This window comes from Bartonella grahamii subsp. shimonis (assembly GCF_036327415.1).
Taxonomy (GTDB): Bacteria; Pseudomonadota; Alphaproteobacteria; order Rhizobiales; family Rhizobiaceae; genus Bartonella; species Bartonella shimonis.
The window spans coordinates 426,773-450,712 of record NZ_CP123961.1 but is presented as its reverse complement, the minus strand read 5'-3'; the positions used below and the strand labels follow the sequence as shown (position 1 = coordinate 450,712).

The following is a 23,940-nucleotide window of genomic DNA, read 5'->3' as shown; positions in this document are numbered from 1 at the left end:
AATAATATAAAAATAAAAAAGGTAAATATAACTACTTTGCATATTTTACACGTTTTATCATATCAAATAACACTCTGCGATACATAACGTCACTCTCCCCTTATGTTTTCATAAAATTCTGCACTGTTGCATAACACGAACAGCCTCATTCTTTTTTCTTAACATATTTATTTAGCTTATTATAAATGTTTTATTGCATTCCATACTATCATGGTTAAATTTGTACAAATGACTTCCATGAGAACGCTAAAAACTGCTCGTGTATATAGATCTCTCTATAAAAAAAACCATAGAGATGCTTCTTGATTTTTATGTATAGATATGATTGTCTCTACAAAGTCTAAAGGGGGAAAAATAAATGATCGCACGTATTACAACTGTTGCTTTTCGCGGTCTAGAAGCAGTCCCTGTCGATGTACAGGTTATGATTTCCTCTGGTAAAATAGGAATGGCTATTGTTGGATTAGCTGATAAGGCAGTTGCAGAAAGCCGTGAACGTGTACAAGCAGCCCTCCACGCTTGTGGACTTTCTATGCCTACTAAACGGATTACGATTAATCTTGCGCCGGCTGATTTGCCTAAAGAGGGCTCGCATTATGATTTGCCAATCGCCGTAGGCTTAATGCTTGCTATGGGAATTCTCCCTCCCGAAGTAGCACAAGACTATATCATTTTAGGAGAATTATCACTGGATGGTTCACTTACCGCTGTTAATGGTGTTTTACCAGCTGCCATGACAGCTTTATCACTCGATAAAGGACTGATTTGTCCTTTTCAATGTGGACCTGAAGCTGCTTGGGCAAATGCAGAAATAAATATTCTTGCCCCAGAGACTCTGCTTACTATAGTTAACCATTTCAAAGGAACCCAAATTCAAAAACGTCCACAACCGCGCCAATATACTATCGAAACTGAACTTCCAGATTTATGCGAAATCAAAGGACAGAAAACAGCCAAACGTGCCTTAGAAGTTTGTGCTGCTGGACGCCATAACCTCTTGTTTGTAGGTCCTCCTGGTGCTGGGAAATCTATGTTAGCACAACGCTTACCTTCCATTTTGCCACCTCTTGATAGCCGTGAGCTTTTAGATGTCTCTCTGATTGCTTCTATTACAGGAGAAACGGTTCATAATACCATTTCACTTCATTGCCCCTTTCGTTCCCCGCATCATTCTGCTTCCATGGCCGCAATGATTGGTGGGGGACTTAAAGGACGACCGGGAGAGGTCTCCCTTGCCCATAATGGTGTGTTATTTCTTGATGAATTGCCTGAATTTTCTCCACAGGTTCTTGATTCTCTTCGTCAACCCTTAGAAAGTGGGGAGTCGGTTATCGCGCGCGCTAATCACCATATTAGCTATCCAGCTCGCTTCCAACTCATTGCCGCAATGAATCCTTGCCGTTGTGGTATGGCAGGCGAAAAAGACCATGTTTGCGCTAAAGGAATACGCTGTCAAATCGATTATCAGTCCCGTATTTCTGGTCCTCTGCTTGACCGAATTGATTTACGGATTGATGTCCCTGCTTTGACAGCTATGGATCTTATGCAACCAGAACAATCAGAAAAAAGCTGCGATGTTGCCAAACGCGTCACACGGTGCCGTACCATTCAAGCTAAACGTTTTGCAACAATGGGGTTTGATCATATTCGTACCAATGGCGATTGCCCTGCCAAAATTATAGAACAGATTGCCATTCCTGATAAAAGTGCGACCATACTCTTACGAGATGTGAGTGAAAAAATGCACCTCTCTGCACGCGCTTATCATCGCATTCTCAAAGTTGCACGTACAATTGCTGATCTTGATGGATCAGATAATCTTTCACGCTATCATCTCGCAGAAGCTATTTCCTATCGACTAGGCACAGAAAGATTAACAGCCCTTAACTAAAAAACTATTTATCAATAAAAACTTATTGGAAAATAACGCAAATAAAGTTCTGTAAGTTTACCATCCTCTTCTAGTGATTTCAGCGCATAATTGAGTATATCAACCAATTTTTCATTCTTTTTTGCAACAGCAAGCTGCATTCCTTGTCCCAATAACTGTGGCGCCATATATGCCCCCCCAACAAAATGACAGCAATCAACAGATTTTTGTTTTTTGAACCATGACGATAAAGCAAATCCATCATCAAAAATAAGGTCAATTTTACGCTCCTGTAATGCTTTATAGAGCTCTTCTCTCTTTTTAAATCCTTGCCATTTAGCTTTAGGGAAATAATGACGAAAGAGCTTTTCATGAACACTTTTAGACAAAACACCACTGGTTAAATGTGCCAATTGATCACTTATTGGCTCATCGAGATTTAAAAGTCGAGAAGCAACAAATCGCGCTGGAAAGCGTAAATATGACTTTGTAAAAACAAGATCTTGCTGGGTTTTACTTGTTTCTTTTAAACCCGCAATAATGACTTCTGCACCACCATTTTTAACATGTTCTACAAGCTCTTTCCAAGGAATTACTTCTACTTCACAAAGCTTATCTAATTTTAACTTTGAGCAAATAGCGCGCAATAAATCGATATTATAACCTGCAAGATGCCCCGTTTGATCAAGAAAATTAAAAGGAGGAAAATCAAAAGTTGTTACAAAACGCAAACGAAGGATATCCGTTGTATCAGGTTGTACCAAATGTTCATGCGAATCAAAAAAAGAAGGCAGCCTTTCAGCTTCTGTGTAAGAGGAAAATAGAACCCCCACTGCTACAAATAAAATACGAATAAAAATATTGTATGGATTATTGAATAAAAAGTACCGTAAACGCAATTGAAGATGTTTTACATATATAGATTTTTTTATTTTCAAAATCTCTCCCCCATTTTTCAAAACTAAGATGCAACTCTTCTCAATTATTATCTAACGCACTTCACCAAAATATCTGGCGTTTAATAAATAAAATTCTTGCTATTTTTAAAAACTGTTAAATTTTTTAACAGTTTTCATATATTTTTTTAAAAACCCTTAAAAAGGCTTAGATTTCTGATGTTAATTTTCCCAAATGAATATATAAAAAGTAATTTGAGAGAAAGGCGTTTTGATTTTTAAAATATAAGAAATAAGCTTTACATACTTTAGTGGCACACTCCATTTTATCAAAATATCCCGCGTATCTTAAAATATTAAGATACTAATTTGTAATGATAATTTATTATTTCTTATGTGAATAAAAAACTTTATTTCAAATCTATTTATATTGAAAACATCAAAACCATTTTCTTGCATATCACAACCAGAGGGAGCATATAGATACTGTTAAAGAAAAGAGTAAAAATACCCTTCAAATGCCAAGGATTTTCTCAACATTAAGGTTGCATCAACATTTAAGAGCTGGAAAATAAAATGCTGCTGCTAATTTGCACCTTATCGTCAAAATGGGCAAGATAGAGGACATGTATCTTGTAATATTCACAGGGTATTTTACGTTATACTATTCAAACATCGTTGTAAAATGAGTTTTGAGACATTGAGAGATGCTTCTTAAAAATGCGCGCGGATATCAGCGCAATGGTGCTTTGTTTTAAATGAGGAACGTAATCTTCATTACAGGAATGAGAAAAACAAAAGCGTAAGACAATGCGTCATTACCCCCATTATTTAAAAACATTGCTGTAGACGTTATTAAAAGTTGTAAAACTGAATAAAAGAACGATCGTGGAAACGTGTTTTTACATTTATGCCTTTATTATTTTCCACAAACAAGGCTTTTTCCACATTGTAAAGATGAAACAAACCAATATAGACAATATCTTCGCCTCAATCTAACATACAAAAGCTTGAGCTGCTTAGAGAGCTCGTAACTTTTATTTCAAATGTACAGCAGTATTAGAATTGAAAATTTATTTATGGATAAAACAAGTAAAACCTTTGTTAGTGTAACACAAAAATGCATAACTAATTTTGAAACATTACGCATATGCAAAAATAAACAAAATAAATAGCATCATTTTATGAAATAACTTTTTGTATAAATCAAAAGTGTTTATAAAAATATCAGAATTTATTATTATTATCTCATGACACGATAAATAAAATTTCACTCTTCGCACAATTGTAAAGCTTAATTGACCCCATATCCCACACCTCTCAAAGGAAAAGGATTCCTACTAGCCTTGGCGTCTAAACAATCCTGCTTCTCTCGACTAACTTCTCGGGGCTATTCACTCATGCGATTCACTTAACTAAAGGTTATACAAATAAACCCTGCTCCGAATATTCACCACGCACTTAAAAAATACTTAATGTATCAAGGAAGTGCTTACTTTCCTTACATCACCATATCACCGCCCTCAATGACGGAGTTTTACGACATAACAGTACAATCTCATTTCATCATTCTTTTCATTATATATCGACAGATATTGAATATAGTTCTGATATACGGTAAATGTTTAATGTGGTTATTCCATAAATAACTGATCAGAACGTTAAGCTTTAAAAAAGCAGATAAGATATTGCAAATTGAACACAGGAATGGACTAACTTATGAGTGATGAAATAACCTCAGCGGCACAAAGTGATGATTATGGCGCTTCTTCTATCAAAGTTCTCAAAGGTCTTGATGCTGTACGCAAACGTCCTGGTATGTATATCGGTGATACTGATGATGGATCGGGTTTGCACCATATGGTCTATGAAGTTGTAGACAATGCTATCGATGAAGCTTTGGCCGGTCATGCTACTCTTGTAAACGTCACACTCCATGCCGATGGTTCTTGTTCTGTTCGTGATAATGGACGTGGAATTCCGACAGATATCCATCCAACAGAAGGTGTTTCTGCAGCTGAAGTTATTATGACACAGCTTCATGCCGGCGGAAAGTTTGATCAAAACTCTTATAAAGTTTCAGGTGGATTACATGGTGTTGGCGTCTCTGTTGTGAATGCATTATCCGTTTGGCTTAAATTACAAATCAGACGAAATGGTAAAATTCATGAAATATCATTTACCCACGGGGTAGCTGATGCTCCATTAAAAGTTATTGGCGATTGCGATAGAGAAAGTGGAACAGAAATCAGATTTTTACCAAGTTCTGAAACTTTTACTATGGTTGAGTTTGATTTTGAAACTTTGGAGCGCCGTTTACGGGAATTAGCCTTTCTAAATTCTGGGGTTTATATTCTTCTTGTTGACGAGCGTCATGCTGATATTAAATCAGTTGAATTGCATTATGAAGGTGGATTAACGGAGTTTGTCAAATACATTGACCAATCAAAAAAAGCTCTTCTTGATAATCCTATTTACATTGCAAGTGAAAAGGATGGTATGAGCGTTGATGTTGCCTTGTGGTGGAATGATTCCTATCATGAGAAGGTCTTGTGTTTTACAAATAATATTCCTCAGCGTGACGGTGGAACTCATTTGATAGGTTTTAGAAGTGCCCTTACGCGCCAAATTAATGGCTATGCTGAATCTTCAGGTATTGCTAAAAAAGAAAAAGTAAACTTAACCGGTGATGACTGCCGTGAAGGATTAACAGCTATTCTTTCTGTCAAAGTTCCTGATCCAAAATTTTCTTCACAAACAAAGGATAAGTTAGTCTCTTCTGAAGTGCGCCCTATTGTTGAAAATTTGGTCAATGAAGGTCTTTCAGTATGGCTAGAAGAACACCCTCATGAAGCAAAACTTCTCATTAGTAAAGTGGTAGAAGCTGCAACAGCACGTGAAGCAGCACGCAAAGCACGTGAACTCACAAGGCGAAAAGGGGCGCTTGATATCACTTCTCTGCCAGGAAAGCTTGCCGATTGCCAAGAACGTGATCCTGCAAAATCAGAAATTTTTATTGTCGAGGGGGATTCAGCTGGAGGTTCAGCAAAAAGTGGGCGCTCACGTCAAAATCAAGCAATTTTACCCCTTCGTGGTAAAATCCTCAATGTCGAACGAGCACGATTCGACCGCATGCTCTCATCTGATATGATTGGAACACTTATTACAGCTCTTGGAACTTCTATCGGTAAAGATGAATTTTCACCGGATAAATTACGTTATCATAAGATTATTATCATGACAGATGCGGATGTTGATGGAGCCCATATTCGTACTTTGCTGCTTACTTTCTTTTTTAGACAAATGCCCGAGTTGATTGAACGTGGACATCTTTATATTGCTCAGCCTCCTCTTTATAAAGTATCGCGTGGAAAATCTTCCCAATATATTAAAAATGAAGCAGCATTTGAAGAATTCTTGATCGATACTGGATTAGAAGAAACAACGCTTGAGCTTTCAACGGGAGAAGTTCGCGCAGGGGCTGATTTGTATCAACTCGCTAAAGATGCTCGTATATTACGTCAATTGTTAAATGGTCTTCATACCCGTTATGACCGTAATATTGTTGAGCAAGCAGCAATTGTTGGCGCTTTTAATCTTGAAGTCTTTGCAACACAAGAAAAAGCACAAAAAATAGCAGATACTATAGCACACCGCCTTAATCTAATTGCTGATGATATGGAACAAGGTTGGAGTGGACATTATACAGCAGATGGAAACTTATGTTTTGAGCGTACTTTGCGTGGCGTTAAAGATGTTGTTACGCTTGATGTGGGACTTATAAATTCAACTGACGCACGCCAAATTGATCGCATTTCCCAAAATTTTATCGACATATATCATCCTCCTGTTCTGTTACGTCGTAAAGATAAAACAGAGCGTATTTTGGGTCCTATGAGCCTTTTAGAGAGCATTTTTACAAACGGTAAAAAAGGTGTTACTCTTCAACGTTATAAAGGTCTTGGGGAAATGAATGCTGAACAGCTTTGGGAAACAACTCTTGATCCTAATGCACGTTCTCTTTTACAAGTAAAAATTAATGATGCCACCGATGCAGATTCACTCTTTTCTCGTCTCATGGGTGATAACGTTGAACCTAGACGTATTTTTATTCAAGACAATGCCTTAAGCGTTGCCAATCTTGATATCTAAAGATACTCTTCTGTTTTTAGCTGTGTAAATGTCGCAGTTTTATACGTTGTTTTTTCGTATTTGAACATTCCCTCTTTATTTCATTTACGATAAAAGAAAAATAAGGAAGGTCATACACATGGCAGTTGAAACAGAACGGGTAGGAACCAAGGGTGGTATGGAGCACTCTTTTGGTTTTACAAGAGTGGATGAAACACAAAAACAATCCATGGTTGATGGTGTGTTTCATTCTGTTGCTGAAAATTATGATAAGATGAATGATATCTTATCATTAGGGCTGCACCGTGTGTGGAAAAATTCCATGATTGCTTGGCTTTCCCCACCAGCACTTTCTCATTGGAAATTTCTTGATGTCGCTGGCGGTACAGGTGATATTGCTTTTCGTATTCTTAATGCTTCACGCCAAAAAGCCCATGCTACAGTGCTTGATATTAATGGCTCAATGCTCAGCGTTGGCAAAAAACGCGCACAAAAAAATGGTCTTGCCCCTCTGATTGATTTTGTTGAAGCCAATGCAGAAAATCTACCTTTTGAAGATCAAAGCTTTGATGCTTACACTATTGCTTTTGGAATTCGCAATGTTCCTCATATCGATCAAGCTCTTAGAGAAGCTTTTCGTGTTTTAAAGCTCGGTGGACGTTTCTTATGTTTAGAATTTTCAAATGTCGAAATGCCTTGGCTCGATAAAATTTATGATCTTTGGTCTTTCCATGCTATCCCTAAGCTGGGTCAATTTATTGCAAATGATGGCGATGCTTATCGTTATTTGGTTGAATCTATCCGCAAATTTCCTAAACAAGATGATTTTGCCCATATGATCAAACATGCGGGGTTTTCGCGGGTATCGTACCGCAATCTCACCGGTGCGATTGCAGCGCTGCATTCAGGTTGGAAAATTTAAAAATGGTGCAAATTTCCCCTTACTTTCAATTGATGCGTGCAGGATGGATTTTAACACGTGAAGGTGTTTTAAGTGCTCTTCCTCATGATGATCTTCAAGGATTTCCAGCCCTATGTCATCGTATAGCAGGTACATTAGCACGACGCAAAACGAAAAAAAAACAGCGGTCTGAAAATATTTCGTATGCCATTAATAAGCTTGGACCCTCTTACATAAAACTTGGTCAATTTCTTGCCACAAGACCTGATATTGTTGGTCGTGATATTGCGGAAGATTTGTCACAGCTACAAGATCGTGTCCAAACATTTTCTTGCACTGCCGCTATTGCTCAAATTGAAAGTTCTCTTGGTCGCTCTATTGATGATTTATTCGTAAATTTTTATCCCCCCATTGCCGCCGCTTCTATAGCTCAAGTTCATCCAGCTGAATACAGTGATGAAACTGGTCATAAGAAAAAATGTGCTGTAAAAGTTATTCGTCCTAATATCAGAGCACGTTTTTCTAAAGATCTTAGAGGATTCTATCTCATTGCGCATTTACAAGAGCGTTATATCCCTGCCTCTCGAAGGCTTCGTCCTGTTCGTGTGGTGGATACTTTAGCACAAACCACACGCATTGAAATGGATTTACGTTTAGAAGCAGCAGCTATATCTGAAATGGCTGAAAATATTCAACATGATATAGGCTTTCGGGTTCCACGTATTGACTGGGAACGGACAGGGCGTAATGTTCTTACAATGGAATGGATTGATGGTATCAGAATATCCGAAATTTCCAAACTCAAAGAAGCAGGTTTTGATTTGCAGGCGCTTGCCATTACGCTTATTCAATCTTTTCTTCGTCATACATTGCGTGATGGTTTTTTTCACGCCGATATGCATCCTGGTAATTTATTTGTAGACGCAAAAGGATGTATTGTTGCTGTTGATCTAGGCATTACAGGAAGGCTTGGCAAAAAAGAAAAGCATTTTCTTGCTGAAATTCTTTACGGCTTTATTACCCGCGATTACCATCGGGTTGCACGCGCCCACTTCGAAGCAGGTTATGTTCCTTCACACCATAGTATTGAAAGTTTTGCGCAAGCCAACCGCGCTATTGGCGAACCAATACATGGACAATCAGCACAAAGCATTTCCATGGCTAAATTGCTCACTTTATTGTTTGAAGTCACTGAATTATTTGATATGCAAACGCGACCTGAACTTTTATTGCTGCAAAAAACGATGGTTGTCGTGGAAGGTGTTGCCCGCACATTAGACCCCACTTTTAATATGTGGAAAGCTTCTGAACCTGTTGTCAAAGAATGGATTAGTAAAAATTTAGGACCCGTAGGCGTTGCAAAAGACTTTAGTGAAGGAGCGCAAGCTCTCCTTTCGCTGGCACGTAAAACACCACAATTAGTTCAAAATTTCCAACGGATAGAAGAAGATTTCAATCAAATGAGAAAAACAGGTTTTAATCTTTCTCCTGCCACCCTCAAACAACTTGCTGTCGAACAAAGTCGTAGAAACCGTTATGGTCGTTATAGCCTTTTCATCATTGCGCTTTGTTGCGTTTATCTCACTTTTTACTTTTTTCATCTTTTCTAATCTCCTTAATATGCTAAAAATATCAACAATGAAATCATTGCAATCATTTTATTTCTTGAAGGTATTTTATGGCCAGTATTACTATTCGCAACCTGTCTCCTGAAACCAAAGAAGCTTTGCGCATACGTGCCGCGCAAAATGGTATTTCTATGGAAGAAGAAGTCCGACGCCTTTTAAGCAATTCCACTCCTCTCACCACACAACTCTCTCATACTAGTGCTGTTGAAGTGCAATCATTGAAATCAAAATCGCTCCTTCTTATTATTGGTGGAAGTATTGCATCCTATAAAGCACTTGATTTGATTCGCCGTTTACAAGAACGTGGAGCACACTTAAAAGTTGTGATGACAAAAGCAGCGCAAAAATTTATTACGCCTTTAGCTGCTGAAGCTTTAAGCGGTGGTACTGTATATACTGATTTATTTTCACGTGAAGAAGAACACGATATTGGACATATCAGATTAGCACGTAATGCTGACCTTATTATTTTAGCCCCTGCTACAGCCAATCGCATTGCAAAAATAGCCAATGGCATAGGAGATGATCTGGCTGATTGCATCCTTTTAGCGGCACGCTGTCCACTCTTAATTGCACCTGCTATGAATCCGTCCATGTGGGCGCATCCAGCCACTATTCGCAATGTTGCACAACTGCGCGCAGATGGCGTTCATATCATTGGACCAGAAATCGGAAATATGGCTGAACGTGACGAGATAGGATATGGGCGCATGAGCGAACCTTTAACCATTGTCGCTACTATAGAGACTCTTTTGAATGTGCATGAAAAACCTCTCTCTGACCGCCATTTCATCGTTACCTCTGGCCCTACCCATGAACCAATTGATCCAGTACGTTATCTTTCTAATCGATCTTCAGGTAAACAAGGTCATGCCATCGCAACCGCTCTTGCGCATTTGGGTGCAAAAGTGACACTTATTTGTGGACCTGTTAATCTTGCAGACCCACAAGACGTAAAAACCATTCATGTTGAAACAGCTCAACAGATGTTACAAGCCGTTCAAACCGCATTGCCTGCTGATGGTGCCATCTTTGTTGCCGCTGTTTGTGACTGGCGCAGTCAAACGCAGTCTTTACACAAAATTAAAAAGAATGCTCATAAAATACCACCATCCCTTCATATGGTCGAAAATCCTGATATTTTAGCAACGATTGGACACGCTCCAAACCGCCCCTCATTGGTCATTGGTTTTGCTGCTGAAACATGTGATATCATTGCCAATGCACAAAAAAAATGTGTTGAAAAAGGAGCTGATTTCATTCTTGCTAATGATATTTCTCTTCAACTAGATGGCACAGGTGTCATGGGGGCTGATACAAATCAAGTTTATCTCGTGAGTAAGAAAAAAGTTGAACAATGGCCCCATATGAGTAAACAACACGTAGCACAAAAATTAGCAAACATGATTGTATCATTTTTTGTCCCCCAGACACCTACTCCTCATGAGGAAAATATACCCCATTTCAAATAATAACTCTTCAAACGTGTTGGTATTAAAACACCTTATAAAATAGAACTACAATAGGTGTCTATCCATCTCGATTAGTATATAATATTTTGATTTATAATGATAATCTAGCGTTGTTCATATTAAATTAGAATCCCGCATATCGTATGATTCTCTCATTGCGAATCTCTCTCATGTTGAATCAATCAAAACCATTTGCCTTGCATGTTGCAAACAAGGATAGCCGTATGAATACAAAACGTTTAAGAAAGAACTAAAAATGCTTATGATGGACCGTCTCAAGGACCAAAGGCTGTCGAGCAACACTGAAGATGGTGACACCAGCGTGCCCTTTTATTAAGCGTAAAGATAGTGATGCCCTATAAGTTTTATAGTATTCACGAGAGCTTTACCCTTATACCATTCACAGGCGCTGTTGCGAAATGGGTGTGACGGGCGTTGGGAAATGTTTCTTTAAAAATCCCACCTCATCCTAACCTGCAAAAAAGTAGGATCTATTGCGCCACTGTCTCCCCAGCTTATAAAAAAAACAAACTATCACTCATTTTACCTATCATCAATTTTGAGAAAGCTCTTGCACTGGATAAAATTTATAAAAAGTATTTTCTTTCTTCAATGTTTTTATCCCCATATTGGTTCTATTTATGATGTGCAAATAAATGATTTTGATTGTTTCATGATAAGAGCCGCTAATAAGAAAATATGACAACTTTATTTGGGGCTCTTATTCACTATGTAAAATAATGTATAAATCAATATATTATAACATCTCAATGCAATTTGAAACATATCTCACACTGATACTCATAAAGAGTGTAGACAAAATTCATTGCACCACTGTCTATCAGTTTATGAAACTGACGCCTTTATTATTTTCCTCTGTAATCGGTCTTTAAGATTAAAGGTGTGTGTCCTCTCTCCAGCCTACCAAGACCCACAAAGACTAGAATTTGATCCATGATATCCTTACATTGTGATGTTTCATGAGAAGCATTTTTGTTCCTTTATCGAAAACTTTGTATCCACACATTGGTCTCACCTATAATGTGCAAATAAATAATTTTTTGATGTTGAATAGAGGCTTTAGAAATGAAAGAATATTTCTATATTTTGGATTCTTATTCAAGTTGAAAATGATCAATTCTCTTCATAAATTAACGGTGTCATTATCTAAAAATTATTTGATACAGTGCACCACTTGTATGAAAAGTGCTTCAATGAATTCTTACTTCGTTGCACTTATAGCTTTTAAAATTTCATCATTTTTAATCATCAGTGGTGTCTCCCACTCTTTGCTTCTTCTCAAGAAATTGCCCTTCCATGGGATATAGATGGTCAATCGCCTAAGCCTATTTTTTCACTTCTATCATATTAATCATTTTGTTGCACAAAATCAGAATATCTACGGAGCTGCTACATTACTCCTATTCCATTGAACTCAATATTGTTTTGAATAAAAGCCAGAGGCAAAAGCATGTTGCCAAATAGTAGAAAAGTACAGAATATTAGGATTTGTGCAAAACAATTAAGCACATAGATAAACGAAGTTAGACAACTCTACTGAATAAATACTTTCCTCCCAAATAGTTCTTATTCCTTAATTTTTCACATATATCATACAAATGCAATAATCTACACTCTGTACAAAATATTAAAAATTTCTTCTATAACAGCTGCTTTTTAAATTCTTCTTGGTTTTTAAAAATCAAAATTTCTATTTACTCAAACTTTATTTTAAACAAAGAAGCTCTTAGCCGTTTTTTTATAATGTTCTTGAAAAGAAATCTTTAATTCAAAAAAGAAAAAATCACACCGTACATTCTTTAAATATATTTCTTGTTTTTTTTGCTTCTTTCCTTAGTTTATTAATCTATGATTTTTACTGCTGCCTATCGTGCTTTACAACGGCTTCTGACCTCGCAATATAGTATTATGATACTGAAAGCATTGGGGGTTACTTTTTTCATTCTCGCCATTTTATGGTTATGTCTGCATCAACTTTTTGTGTCTTACTTTTGGCCCTGGATTGCTCAGTTTTTTCCTGGACTCCCTAGTTGGGCAGGATGGATTGGTTTTAGCATGCTTATCATTTTTAATCTTGGTTTGGTTCTTTTATTGGCTTTTTTTATTGCACCAATCGCAGCTATGATTGGTGGTTTTTTCATTGACTCTGCTGCTGAAATCATTGAAAAAGAGGATTATCCAAACGAGCCTATTGGACAAGCTTTGCCGTTTCGGCGTTCTCTTATCATTTCCTTTAAATTTGTTATTTTAAGCCTTCTTGGTAATGGAATTGCTTTTGTTTTATTCTTCATACCAGGTATTAATTTAATTGCTTTTTATGTTATTAATGGTTATTTGCTTGGTCATGAATATTTCTTGTTTGCTGCTTATCGTTTTCGAACAGAGCAAGATGCACGTGCTTTTTTACATACTCATTACACAACGGTTTTTGGTGCAGGATTATTGATAGCGCTTTTTGTTTCGATTCCAATTCTTAATTTAGCAACACCGCTTTTTGCAGCCGCCTTTATGACATATTTACACAAAATGCTTTCCCAAAAGACCATGGCGCGCATTACACAAAAATAATGTTCCTTGACTTTAAGGCTAATAAAACTTGCCAGCCAAAGAAAGCATAATATAAAATTTTATGCTTTCTCTCTTATTAAAGCAATATATTGATGTATAATGATAATTTATCGTTTCACAACATGAGTGAAAAAACTAAATATCATGAGGCTTTCTCATTTTAATCCTATTCATATTGGATCAATTGAAATCGTTATGTTAATATGTCATAAGCGGAGGTGGTGTATGGATAAAAATACTTTCAAAAAGGCGTGAAATATCTTTTATGAATCCTCTCAATACAAACATTATCGTCACATTGAAAACTGGAAAAGAGTGTGATGGCATCGATTTGTACCTTCTATTTCAGTAAAAATGGAGAGCATAATGTATTTTATACCATTCATGGAGAGTATATACTCTTCATGAGCACCGTCATAAGAGAGTTTTGAGAATTATTAAAAATGTCTGTGTAACAAAGTACATAAATGAATAATAGTATTTTTGAGGGTATTCTACTTTAATTATGAAAAGTACGCGCTTTAAAGAGACTTTTGAAAAAAATCTTGCTCTGATGTTAGCGAAACGCTAATATGGCGTTATCATATTCATTATTTTTAATGGATTATTTTAGCCTTGTTAACGCCTTATATTATAAGGCTTCTTTTCTTCAAGACTGTTGATATGAATGATTAATTGGATATTCATTTTTATTAAAAAATAAGGGGTTTGTTAACCATCGCAAGGAGTGGATTTTAATACCAAAGTAAAAAATAAAAAATTAAAAAACAAGCTATACGTACACTGATAAAAATATTAAATAGGCTCCTTTGTTTCACCGGTAAAACAAATGTGACTGCTTAAGTTTATATTCTTTCAAATCATGCGAAAGATGTGTAATATTTAAAGGAAGGTTATAAAGATGAACTGGATTACAAATTATGTTCGTCCTAAAATTAACTCTATATTGGGACGCCGTGAAATTCCAGAAAATCTATGGATTAAAGATCCTACCAGTGGTGAAATGGTCTTCCATAAAGATCTGGAAGCCAATCAATTTGTAGCTCCCAACTCTGGCCATCATATGCGTATCAGCGCTAAAAATCGTCTCATGCATTTTTTTGATGATGGTGCTTATACAGTTCTTGAAAATCCAAAAGTTGTAACAGATCCTTTAAAATTTCGTGACGAAAAACGCTATATTGACCGGTTAAAAGATTATCGTTCTAAACTTGGTGTTGATGACAATATTTTAAGTGCACGTGGTACGATTGAAGGCTTACCAATTATTGCAACCGTTCAAGATTTCGCCTTTATGGGTGGATCACTCGGTATGGCTTCAGGAGAAGCTATTATCAAAGCTTTTGATACTGCTATTGCCGAAAGGTGCCCGCTGGTTCTTTTTTCTGCTTCTGGTGGCGCGCGCATGCAAGAAGGAACACTCTCGTTGATGCAAATGCCTCGTACAACAGTAGCGATTGAAATGTTAAAAGAAGCAAAACTTCCCTATATTGTTGTGCTAACTAATCCAACCACCGGTGGTGTTACTGCTTCTTACGCCATGCTTGGTGATATTCACATTGCCGAACCTGGCGCTATGATTGGTTTTGCTGGTCCACGTGTGATTCAACAAACTATACGCGAAACCCTACCAGAAGGTTTTCAAAGTAGTGAATATCTGCTCGAACATGGTATGATTGATATGGTTGTATCGCGTTTAGAAATGAAAACAACAATTGCACGTCTTTTACGTTTAATGATGAAACGTCCTGCTGTTTTTAACCCTTCCGATCCATCCCCAACAGACTCTCAAACATCGCTTTCTGCAACAAAAGCAGCTTAAATTTATGCAACAAAGCCAAATACAAAAGGTGGTGGATGATTTACTAAAAAATTATCCGAAAAAATTTGATCTTTCTTTAGAGCGTATTGTTCACCTTTTAGAGCGTCTTGGTAATCCACATTTAAAACTTGCCCCCATTATTCACATCGCTGGAACAAATGGTAAAGGATCTGCCTCAGCAATTTGCCGTGCTCTTTTAGAAAGCGCAGGATACTGCGTTCATGTCTACAGCTCACCTCATCTCGTCAACTGGAATGAACGCTGCCGGTTAGGTCAAAAAGGAGGTGGACAACTTGTTACAGAAAACCAATTAGCTGAGACAATCCGTGAAATTATAAAAGTAAATCGTCAAGAGCCGATTACTATTTTTGAAATTTTTACAGCCGCTGCCTTTATGCTGTTTAGTATACATCCAGCTGATGTTGTCATTTTAGAAGTTGGGTTGGGAGGACGTTTTGATGCTACCAATGTCATTAATAAACCAGCTGTATCGCTTATTATGCCCATTGATTATGATCATGAGAACTTTCTTGGAAACACAATTGCTCAAATCGCTTTTCAAAAGGGAGGGATTATCAAACCAAACGTTCCAGTGGTCATTGGGAAGCAAAATTATGAAGAAACTCTTGCTACTTTAATACCCCTTGCCGATAAAAATAAAGCACCTTATTCTCTATTTGATCAAGATTATCAAAGTTATAAAGAACATGGACGTATGGTTTTTCAAAACAATCAAGGTCTCATGGATCTTTCACTTCCTAACCTTATTGGAGACCACCAAGTTGCCAATGCTGGCGCATCTCTTGAAGCAGTTGAGCAAGCGGGTTTTCAACTTTCAGAACAAACCATAAATGACGCTTTGAAAAATATTTATTGGCCCGCACGGATGCAACATCTTATCCAAGGACATTTGGTTGATCAATTGTCTCCTAATATTGATTTATGGTTAGATGGTGGTCACAATCCTGCTGCTGGAAAAGTTATTGCGGCAGAACTTATACAATGGAGAAAAAAAACAGATCGTCCCATTATTATGATTGCTGGCATGATCAATACCAAAGATGCTGTCGGTTATTTTCGTTCCTTAGCGAACCTTGTCGATAAAATATATACGATACCGCTGATTAACAATAATGCCAGTATCTCTCCAATAAACTTAGCTGAATCAGCACAAAAAGCAGGAATTTTTGCTACTCCACAAGCACATCTACAAGATGCTTTGCATAAGATTAGAGCAGAATATAAAGAGGCAATTGTCCTTATTGGTGGTTCCCTTTATCTTGCGGGCGATATTTTGCGTGACAATAAAACACCTCCGTGCTAGAAATTGATTATTTTAAAAGCTTTGAAAGATAGACTTTTTAATCATGCAACTTGATTGTGCACTTTATCAACATCCTAAACTTATTACTGTTTTTGGCGGATCTGGTTTTGTAGGAAGACATGTCGTTGAGACTTTGACTAAGCGGGGATATCGCGTTCGTATTGCTGTTCGTTGTCCTCAAAAAGCTTATTACATGCTCCAAATAGGAGAAGTAGGACAAACCCAAATGCTTAAAACGGATATCAAGCATCGTGCCTCTGTTGAACGCGCATTGCTTGGAGCTGATGCAGCAGTGTTTTTGCCTGGTAGCTTAAAACAAGCAAGTCAATCGAATTTTAAAAACACACAAATTGATGGCGTTTATAATGTTGCTGAATTAACAGCAGAAGCTGCTATTCCACTCATCTATACATCAACACTTGTGGCTAACGAGAATGCTTCATGTCTTTATGCACGTGTTAAGTTCATGGGTGAACAAATCATTCATAACAAGCATCCTCAAGCAATTATTATCCGTCCATCCGTTATCTTTGGACCAGAGGATTGTTTCTTTAACACCTTAGCAGATTTGTCACGTTTTTTACCGATTATGCCTCTTTTTGGAGGTGGGCAAAGCAAATTGCAACCCGTGTATGTTGGTGACGTTGCTGAGTTTATCGCGCGCGCTTTAGATGGACAGGTTTCTTGGGGAAAAAATTATGATCTTGGTGGTCCTCAGATTATCACCTTCCAAAATACTCTTGAAAATATACTCAAAATTATTCACCGTAAAAAAACAATCCTATCCATGCCCCTTTCTGTTGGTCTATTGATTGGAGGATTTTTTGGAACTATCGGTAAATTGCCTTTTGTACCAACACTTGTAACAGCCAATCAGATACGTTTTTTGCAAATGGATAACATTGTTTCTAAAGAGGCTATAGAGAATGGATATACTCTAGAAGGTGTGGGAATTACCCCCAGAGCAATGGCTGCATTCTTGCCAAGTTATCTCTGGCGATTTCGTCCACATGGTCAATTTTCCCAAAACCTACTCGTCTAGAATAAATTCTTCCAAAACTGGGTTAATTATTTGATTTATAATTCATAGCTCGTTGTTAGCTGTTTTAAAATCAGAGTGTTCAATAGAGCAATGTTTTTGCATTTTAAATGCTCTATTCAGTATCACAAAAAATGTTTAATCGTATATCTATAGTATGCATTGAAAACAGGAGAAAAGCACCTCTTATAAACTATCTTTATCCAAGAACAGATGCAACATTGGAATCCTAAAGAACCGATTCTGAATTGCCTATTCATAAACATGATAACCTATAGCTTTGCATTATATTATTTTGCTAAAAAGCTTAGTCATGAGATTAAAGTAAGGTAATACTTCCTTTTTCAACAACCGTATAAGTGAGTAGAATACGAGTATACTGCTTTCGATATTATCCCTAAAAAATCGATATAAAAACTGTGAAACAATGCACCATTTTTATCATTTAAAAGGTATGTATTCCCTCTGAGATTTTTAAAAGCTTTAAAGTTACGTGAAAAGTGTAGAGTTTTTTATATAATAAAACTTATCATGAAGATCTTTTATTCTGTCAGTAACATCATTACTCAGATCCATAAATGCATATTTGTTGCACAAATTTATGGAGATTTTAAAAGCGCTTTTTCACATAAAGAAGTCCTCTTCTTGTCTTGCATTTTTTTTTAATTTCTCCTACCGTTTTGGAAAAATTTATTTTAAAGGAATGAAGAATGGCAGCTCAAGATTTTGTTGTCAAAGATATTGCCCTTGCCGCTTATGGTCGTAAAGAGCTTGATATTGCTGAAACTGAAATGCCTGGTTTGATGGCTTGTCGCAAAGAGTTTTCCTCTAATCAACCTTTACGCGGAGCGCGTATTTCTGGCTCATTGCACATGACAATTCAAACAGCTGTTTTAATTGAAACATTAAAAGCTATTGGCGCCAATATACGGTGGAGCTCTAGCAATATTTTTTCTACACAAGACCATGCAGCAGCAGCTATCGCCGCAACTGGTATTCCTGTCTTCGCCGTTAAGGGTGAAACATTGGAAGAATATTGGACTTATGTAGATGCAATTTTCCAATGGCCAGATGGTAATCCTTCCAATCTTATTTTAGATGATGGAGCTGACGCCACAAACTATATTTTAATGGGAAGTCGTGCAGAACAAAATAAAGATATCCTATTGCATCCTAAAACAGAAGAAGAAGAATTTTTTTTCAAACAAATACAAAAGCGTATGGATGCAACACCAGGATTTTTTACACGACAGCGCGCAGCAATTAAAGGTGTAAGCGAAGAAACCACAACAGGTGTAAATCGTCTTTATCAATTACAAAAAGAGGGGCTTCTGCCTTTTCCTGCTATTAATGTCAATGATAGCGTCACTAAATCAAAGTTTGATAATAAATATGGATGTAAAGAATCATTGGTCGATGGTATTCGACGTGGAACAGACGTGATGATCGCTGGTAAAACTGCCATTGTCTGTGGTTATGGTGATGTGGGAAAAGGTTCAGCAGCATCTCTTTCTGGTGCTGGGGCTCGTGTTAAAGTAACAGAAATTGATCCTATTTGCGCTCTTCAAGCAGCTATGGATGGCTATGAAGTTGTTAATTTGGATGATGCTGCTTCCAGTGCTGATATTATCATCACAACAACAGGCAATAAAGATGTTGTTCGTTTAGACCATATGCAACAAGTAAAGGATATGTGTATTCTTGGAAATATTGGTCATTTTGATAACGAAATCCAAGTCGCAGCCCTTAGAAATTTGCCATGGACAAATGTTAAACCACAAGTTGATATGATCACCTTTCCCGATGGAAAACGCATCATTTTACTCTCTGAAGGGCGTCTGTTAAACCTCGGGAATGCAACGGGGCATCCTTCTTTTGTCATGTCAGCCTCGTTTACTAATCAAGTTTTAGCGCAAATTGAACTTTTTACACGTGCAGAACACTATACAAATGAAGTCACTGTTTTGCCCAAACATCTTGATGAAAAAGTTGCACGTCTACATCTTGATCGGTTAGGAATAAAATTAAGTGTTTTATCAGAAGAACAAGCCGCTTATATTGGAGTCACACCACAAGGACCTTATAAACCAAACCATTATCGTTACTAAAACATTTCCTTGGGTAAAAAAAGGGAAAGATGTAGTGCTCAGCTTTGGTGACTATAACTCCAAAGAAAAAACTCAAAAAATGATTCGAATCTATACGTATATATTTTGCCTTTTTTTCTTTTTTTCTCCAACATGCACTGTTGCTCAGTCATTGGAAGGTTATTTACCATTTTTCTTCACTTTGCCAAATGGTCCATGGCTGCTGTTAGCGCTGTGTGGAGGAATTTCTTGTGCTTCACTTTTCACGTGCATGGCTGTCATCATGCATGCAAAAAAAGCTGCACAGAAGCCTTTGAAGATAATTCAGGCAAATTTTTCTGAAAAACTTAAATATTATGAATGGCTTCTGGAAGAAACCGAGCAATTCCTTCTTATTTGGGAAAATCCAACAACCTTACCCCGTGTCGTTGGTGCCCTTTCTGCATTACAAAAAATAGGAATAGATCAGAAAGATTTTCAGCGTTTTGAGCTCTGGGTTGAAGAAAATTCTCTGCGAGAACTTGATTATTCATTGACTCAACTACGTTGTAAATGTCATCCTTTTGATCTTTCTATCACCACCACAAACAATGTACTGCTACAAGTTACAGGAGTCATCGCAAGAACAGTCGCTATTGTTCGTTTTCAAGATATCTCAAAACAACAGAGTGAAAATGCTCGTTTACAGAAAGATATCGCCCGCCTTCTTACCGAACTGAGAATGCAACGTAATCTTCTTGATCTTATTCAAGAGCCCGTATGGATAAAAGATTGTGAAGGAAAAGTTTGTTTTATCAATCGCGCCTTTAGAGAGATGACAAACTTTCATGAAGACAGCAATGAAGTGGGGGATCTCTTCAATGAAAATACACAATGCAAAACAGACGAAACAGAAACAATTTTTCAAGAACATGTTCACACAGTTATTGATGGAGAACGGCATCGTTTTCATCTCACACGTATTACAACAGCCGAAGGGATGGCTGCTTTTGCGCGTGATGACAGCGCATATGAAAATCTTGCTCATGAATTAAGATATGTTCTTAAAAGCCATTGTGAAACACTTGACCAAATTTCAACAGCTGTAGCCATTTTCGATACAAACCAAAAATTAAAATTCTGTAATCATGCTTTTAAAATTTTATGGCCGTTGGAGACTTCCTTTTTAGAAAGTGAACCAAGCCATACATTACTTCTTGAACGTCTACGTGAAAAAGGGCTCATTGCTGAACACCCCGATTGGCGCGCATGGAAAGAAGAACTTTTTAAAGCCTATCGACAAACAGAATCGAACCAACAAATTTGGAATCTTCCAGATGGACGTACGGTGCGTGTTGTCTCGAGCCCTCATCCACAAGGAGGTGTCACTTGGCTTTACGAAAACCTTACAGAAAAAATTGATCTTGAACGCCGTTATAATACACTTATTAAAATACAAGGTGAAACACTTGATAAACTTTCCGAAGGCGTGGTCGTTTTTGGTACTGATGGACGCCTTCGTTTATCGAATCCTGCCCTGTCGAAATTGTGGTCGCTTCCTTATAATTTACTGGTAGAAGGAACACATATTACACAGTTACAAAGCCATTGTTCAGCCTTAACCTTAGGACAAGAATGGGATCAATTTACCAAATTCATTACCGGTTTTGCTGAAAAACGTGAAACATATTCAGGTCGTATAGATCTTAAAAATGATATGATTATTGACTATACTTTGGTCCCTCTTCCTGATGGACAAACAATGCTTACTTTTGTGAATGTTACGGACACTGTCCATGTTGCGCGTGCTCTTCAAGAAAAAAATGAAGCATTAGAAAGTGCCGATCGTTTGCGTAATGAATTTGTCCAACATGTTTCCTATGAATTGCGTACACCTCTTACCAATATTATTGGATTTTCAGATATTTTACGCGATCAAATTTTCGGTTCTATCAATAAACGTCAACAAGAATATCTTGGGCATATTCATTCAGAATCAGGAACTCTTTTAAATATTGTTAACGATATTCTTGATCTTGCTACCCTTGATGCAGGCATTATGGAGTTGGACATAAAATCGGTTAATATTGCAGATGCTATGATACAAGCAGTAGCACGTATAGAAGATCGCCTTAATGGACGCCATATTACGCTTTTACAACAAATTTCTCCTTCCTTAAATTCTATTTCTGCTGACGAAAAACGCTTACATCAAATTTTTGTGAATGTACTGAGTAATGCTATTAATTTTGCAACGGAGGCGAGCACTATTGAATTTTGCGTCGACGAACAAGATGATAACATTGTCTTTAGCGTTCACAATGAAGGCTCTGACATCCCAGAAGACGTTCTTGATCGTATTTTTAAACGTTTTTCTTCTCATTCACACCATGGTGGACGTGCAGGAGCGGGTCTTGGACTTTCCCTTGTGAAAAGTTTCGTTGAACTACACGGTGGACATGTTGAAATTCTTACCGGTTCTGGAAAAGGAACAACAGTCAAATGCTTTTTCCCACTTTCCAAAGGAGATAAGATTTTTTAATTTCAATCTTTATTATAACAAAAATTTTTCATCCATTTTATGGAACCCTTAATGAATTCTAGTTTTTTTCTTGAAAATGAAGAGGCAACAAAGCTTTTTGCACAACATTTAACCCTTTCTTTAAAGCCAGGGGATCTTGTAACGCTGCAAGGAGATCTTGGAACTGGAAAATCAACTATTGCACGTACAATTATTCAAACACTTGCGAACGATAATACTATGGATGTTCCAAGCCCTACTTTTACTCTTGTGCAAAGCTATCAACTTCCAAAGTTTGAAATTATTCATGCTGATCTTTATCGCCTTTCTATGGAAGAAGAAATTGATGAATTAGGGCTTCATGAAGCTCGTGAGGAAAATATTTTACTTGTTGAATGGCCAGAAAGAAGTACAGCTCTTTTAGAGCTCGCCACTTTTGCACTCACCTTACACTATAAAGAACAGGGACGTCATGTAACACTCAAATCAGCAAAACATTCCATTGAACGTTTGCAACAGTCTTTTGCAATTCGTACATTTTAAAAAAACATCGACATGAGCATAGACATCATCATTTTTTAATTGATAATACCTCAGTACGTACCTATGAAATTTGAGATGATGAATAACACAAAGAAGTCCCTCATGGAGGAATCAACTATGAAGATACAACGAAATACTGACTATATAACAATGACATAAATTGCAAAGGACAGCCGTTAATTTATAAGAATTCATCAATTTATTTTAGAGAATGTTTTTCCTTTTATATTTTTGTTAAAGTCTTCGAAAAAAGTCTTGTTATTCTAAAGAATAGGTAAAGCAATTTTAAATTGAAGTAGTAGCTCTTTAGAAAAGCATTATATAACCTGTAGTGAAGTGCTTGCTTCTTTCTGCTTAAAAATTGTGAACCTCAGAAAAGTAATTTGTAAAGTTTTTGCTTAAAATCTCCGTTTATGATTGCTAAGAACTCCAAACAAAAATCTTCTGATTGCTAGATTGATATTTGCTTTTTTTTATGTGTTGAAAACACTATCTATCTCAATAGCCTTATCCAGAAGAAAATACCTTTATGCAATTATCATCCACCCAATATTTTTAACGCGCATATAAGGCAAGAATTGCCTATATTCTTCATACAGGGCAATTTTTTTATAAAAAATGGTCTATTGAATCATGCATAAAAGTATGGATTCTTAAAAAAATTGAAATAAATTATTTTAAGATTTTGATTTCATTGTCTTTTCATTACAATATATTGCAAAAAAGAATGTTTTAAAAAAGTCAAAAGGAGAGACAAAACTTCTCTCCTTTATAGTGATTATATGTGGAATTAACTAAGCCCATCTTTTATCCATTCAGAAAGACGTCCTTTAGAGGTAGCGCCAACCATATTCGATGAAATATTTCCATTTTTAAACATTAATAATGTAGGGATAGAACGTACTCCGTATTGGGTAGCCAGTTCCGGATTTTCATCAATATTTACCTTAGCAATTTTAACTTTATTTTGCATTTCCATTGAAATTTCATCCAAAATTGGAGCAATCATTTTGCAAGGGCCACACCATTCTGCCCAAAAATCAACCACAACAGGGGTGGAAGAGGTTAGAACTTCACTTTCGAAATTAGCCTTATCAACTTTTATACACGTCATTGATTTATCCTTTATATTCATTTT

The 23,940-nt window shown here is 36.8% G+C and carries 14 protein-coding genes; 12 read left to right on the top strand and 2 right to left on the bottom strand.

The window, feature by feature from the left end; genetic code table 11:
- Positions 1–358: 358 nt before the first annotated feature.
- Positions 359–1,891, top strand: a complete 1,533-nt coding sequence (locus tag QHG57_RS02110) for a YifB family Mg chelatase-like AAA ATPase (RefSeq protein WP_330169375.1) — start codon at positions 359–361, stop codon at positions 1,889–1,891.
- Positions 1,892–1,902: 11 nt separating this feature from the next.
- Here QHG57_RS02110 and QHG57_RS02105 read toward each other — a convergent pair whose 3' ends face one another.
- The gene (locus tag QHG57_RS02105; protein ID WP_330169374.1) at positions 1,903–2,808 is read right to left on the bottom strand and encodes an ABC transporter substrate-binding protein; all 906 of its coding nucleotides are present in this window, start codon (positions 2,806–2,808) and stop codon (positions 1,903–1,905) included.
- A 1,677-nt stretch (positions 2,809–4,485) separates the two neighbouring features.
- Here QHG57_RS02105 and gyrB point away from each other — a divergent pair.
- The 11 genes from gyrB (at position 4,486) to tsaE (ending at position 22,802) form a co-directional block, all read left to right on the top strand.
- Positions 4,486–6,918 carry a DNA topoisomerase (ATP-hydrolyzing) subunit B gene (gene gyrB, locus QHG57_RS02100; RefSeq protein ID WP_330169373.1) on the top strand — a complete coding sequence of 811 codons (2,433 nt, stop codon included), beginning with the start codon at positions 4,486–4,488 and terminating at the stop codon, positions 6,916–6,918.
- Between the two features lie 118 nt (positions 6,919–7,036).
- Positions 7,037–7,819, top strand: a complete 783-nt coding sequence (gene ubiE / locus QHG57_RS02095) for a bifunctional demethylmenaquinone methyltransferase/2-methoxy-6-polyprenyl-1,4-benzoquinol methylase UbiE (protein ID WP_330168434.1) — start codon at positions 7,037–7,039, stop codon at positions 7,817–7,819.
- A 2-nt stretch (positions 7,820–7,821) separates the two neighbouring features.
- The gene (gene ubiB / locus QHG57_RS02090; protein WP_330169372.1) at positions 7,822–9,408 is read left to right on the top strand and encodes a 2-polyprenylphenol 6-hydroxylase; all 1,587 of its coding nucleotides are present in this window, start codon (positions 7,822–7,824) and stop codon (positions 9,406–9,408) included.
- A gap of 68 nt (positions 9,409–9,476) precedes the next feature.
- The gene (gene coaBC / locus QHG57_RS02085; RefSeq protein WP_330169371.1) at positions 9,477–10,898 is read left to right on the top strand and encodes a bifunctional phosphopantothenoylcysteine decarboxylase/phosphopantothenate--cysteine ligase CoaBC; all 1,422 of its coding nucleotides are present in this window, start codon (positions 9,477–9,479) and stop codon (positions 10,896–10,898) included.
- Positions 10,899–12,767: 1,869 nt separating this feature from the next.
- Positions 12,768–13,487 (top strand): sulfate transporter family protein, encoded by a 720-nt coding sequence (locus QHG57_RS02080; RefSeq protein ID WP_330168431.1) that lies wholly within the window; start codon positions 12,768–12,770, stop codon positions 13,485–13,487.
- Positions 13,488–14,388: 901 nt separating this feature from the next.
- Positions 14,389–15,309 carry an acetyl-CoA carboxylase, carboxyltransferase subunit beta gene (gene accD, locus QHG57_RS02075; protein ID WP_330168430.1) on the top strand — a complete coding sequence of 307 codons (921 nt, stop codon included), beginning with the start codon at positions 14,389–14,391 and terminating at the stop codon, positions 15,307–15,309.
- Positions 15,310–15,313: 4 nt separating this feature from the next.
- Entirely contained in the window at positions 15,314–16,633 is a 1,320-nt protein-coding gene (locus QHG57_RS02070; protein ID WP_330169370.1) for a bifunctional folylpolyglutamate synthase/dihydrofolate synthase, read from the top strand.
- A gap of 43 nt (positions 16,634–16,676) precedes the next feature.
- Positions 16,677–17,675: a complex I NDUFA9 subunit family protein gene (locus tag QHG57_RS02065; protein ID WP_330169369.1), complete on the top strand. Its 999-nt coding sequence runs from the start codon at positions 16,677–16,679 to the stop codon at positions 17,673–17,675.
- Positions 17,676–18,382: 707 nt separating this feature from the next.
- Positions 18,383–19,780, top strand: coding sequence for an adenosylhomocysteinase (gene ahcY / locus QHG57_RS02060; RefSeq protein ID WP_330169368.1), 1,398 nt, complete (start codon positions 18,383–18,385; stop codon positions 19,778–19,780).
- A gap of 34 nt (positions 19,781–19,814) precedes the next feature.
- Positions 19,815–22,280 (top strand): sensor histidine kinase, encoded by a 2,466-nt coding sequence (locus QHG57_RS02055; protein WP_330169367.1) that lies wholly within the window; start codon positions 19,815–19,817, stop codon positions 22,278–22,280.
- 51 nt (positions 22,281–22,331) lie between these two features.
- Positions 22,332–22,802, top strand: a complete 471-nt coding sequence (gene tsaE / locus QHG57_RS02050) for a tRNA (adenosine(37)-N6)-threonylcarbamoyltransferase complex ATPase subunit type 1 TsaE (protein ID WP_330169366.1) — start codon at positions 22,332–22,334, stop codon at positions 22,800–22,802.
- A gap of 790 nt (positions 22,803–23,592) precedes the next feature.
- On the opposite strand, the gene trxA is transcribed toward tsaE, so the two are convergent.
- On the bottom strand, positions 23,593–23,916 hold the full coding sequence (gene trxA, locus QHG57_RS02045) for a thioredoxin (RefSeq protein WP_330168424.1): 324 nt from the start codon (positions 23,914–23,916) through the stop codon (positions 23,593–23,595).
- Positions 23,917–23,940: the final 24 nt, after the last annotated feature.

Excerpts from the sequence above, each read along its gene's own strand:
- tsaE (WP_330169366.1), top strand. The coding sequence starts at position 22,332 with ATGAATTCTAGTTTTTTTCTTGAAAATGAAGAGGCAACAAAGCTTTTT.
- ahcY (WP_330169368.1), top strand. The coding sequence starts at position 18,383 with ATGGCAGCTCAAGATTTTGTTGTCAAAGATATTGCCCTTGCCGCTTAT.
- QHG57_RS02065 (WP_330169369.1), top strand. The coding sequence starts at position 16,677 with ATGCAACTTGATTGTGCACTTTATCAACATCCTAAACTTATTACTGTT.
- ubiE (WP_330168434.1), top strand. The coding sequence starts at position 7,037 with ATGGCAGTTGAAACAGAACGGGTAGGAACCAAGGGTGGTATGGAGCAC.
- QHG57_RS02110 (WP_330169375.1), top strand. The coding sequence starts at position 359 with ATGATCGCACGTATTACAACTGTTGCTTTTCGCGGTCTAGAAGCAGTC.
- QHG57_RS02080 (WP_330168431.1), top strand. The coding sequence starts at position 12,768 with ATGATTTTTACTGCTGCCTATCGTGCTTTACAACGGCTTCTGACCTCG.
- ubiB (WP_330169372.1), top strand. The coding sequence starts at position 7,822 with ATGGTGCAAATTTCCCCTTACTTTCAATTGATGCGTGCAGGATGGATT.
- trxA (WP_330168424.1), bottom strand. The coding sequence starts at position 23,916 with ATGACGTGTATAAAAGTTGATAAGGCTAATTTCGAAAGTGAAGTTCTA.
- gyrB (WP_330169373.1), top strand. The coding sequence starts at position 4,486 with ATGAGTGATGAAATAACCTCAGCGGCACAAAGTGATGATTATGGCGCT.
- coaBC (WP_330169371.1), top strand. The coding sequence starts at position 9,477 with ATGGCCAGTATTACTATTCGCAACCTGTCTCCTGAAACCAAAGAAGCT.
- accD (WP_330168430.1), top strand. The coding sequence starts at position 14,389 with ATGAACTGGATTACAAATTATGTTCGTCCTAAAATTAACTCTATATTG.
- QHG57_RS02070 (WP_330169370.1), top strand. The coding sequence starts at position 15,314 with ATGCAACAAAGCCAAATACAAAAGGTGGTGGATGATTTACTAAAAAAT.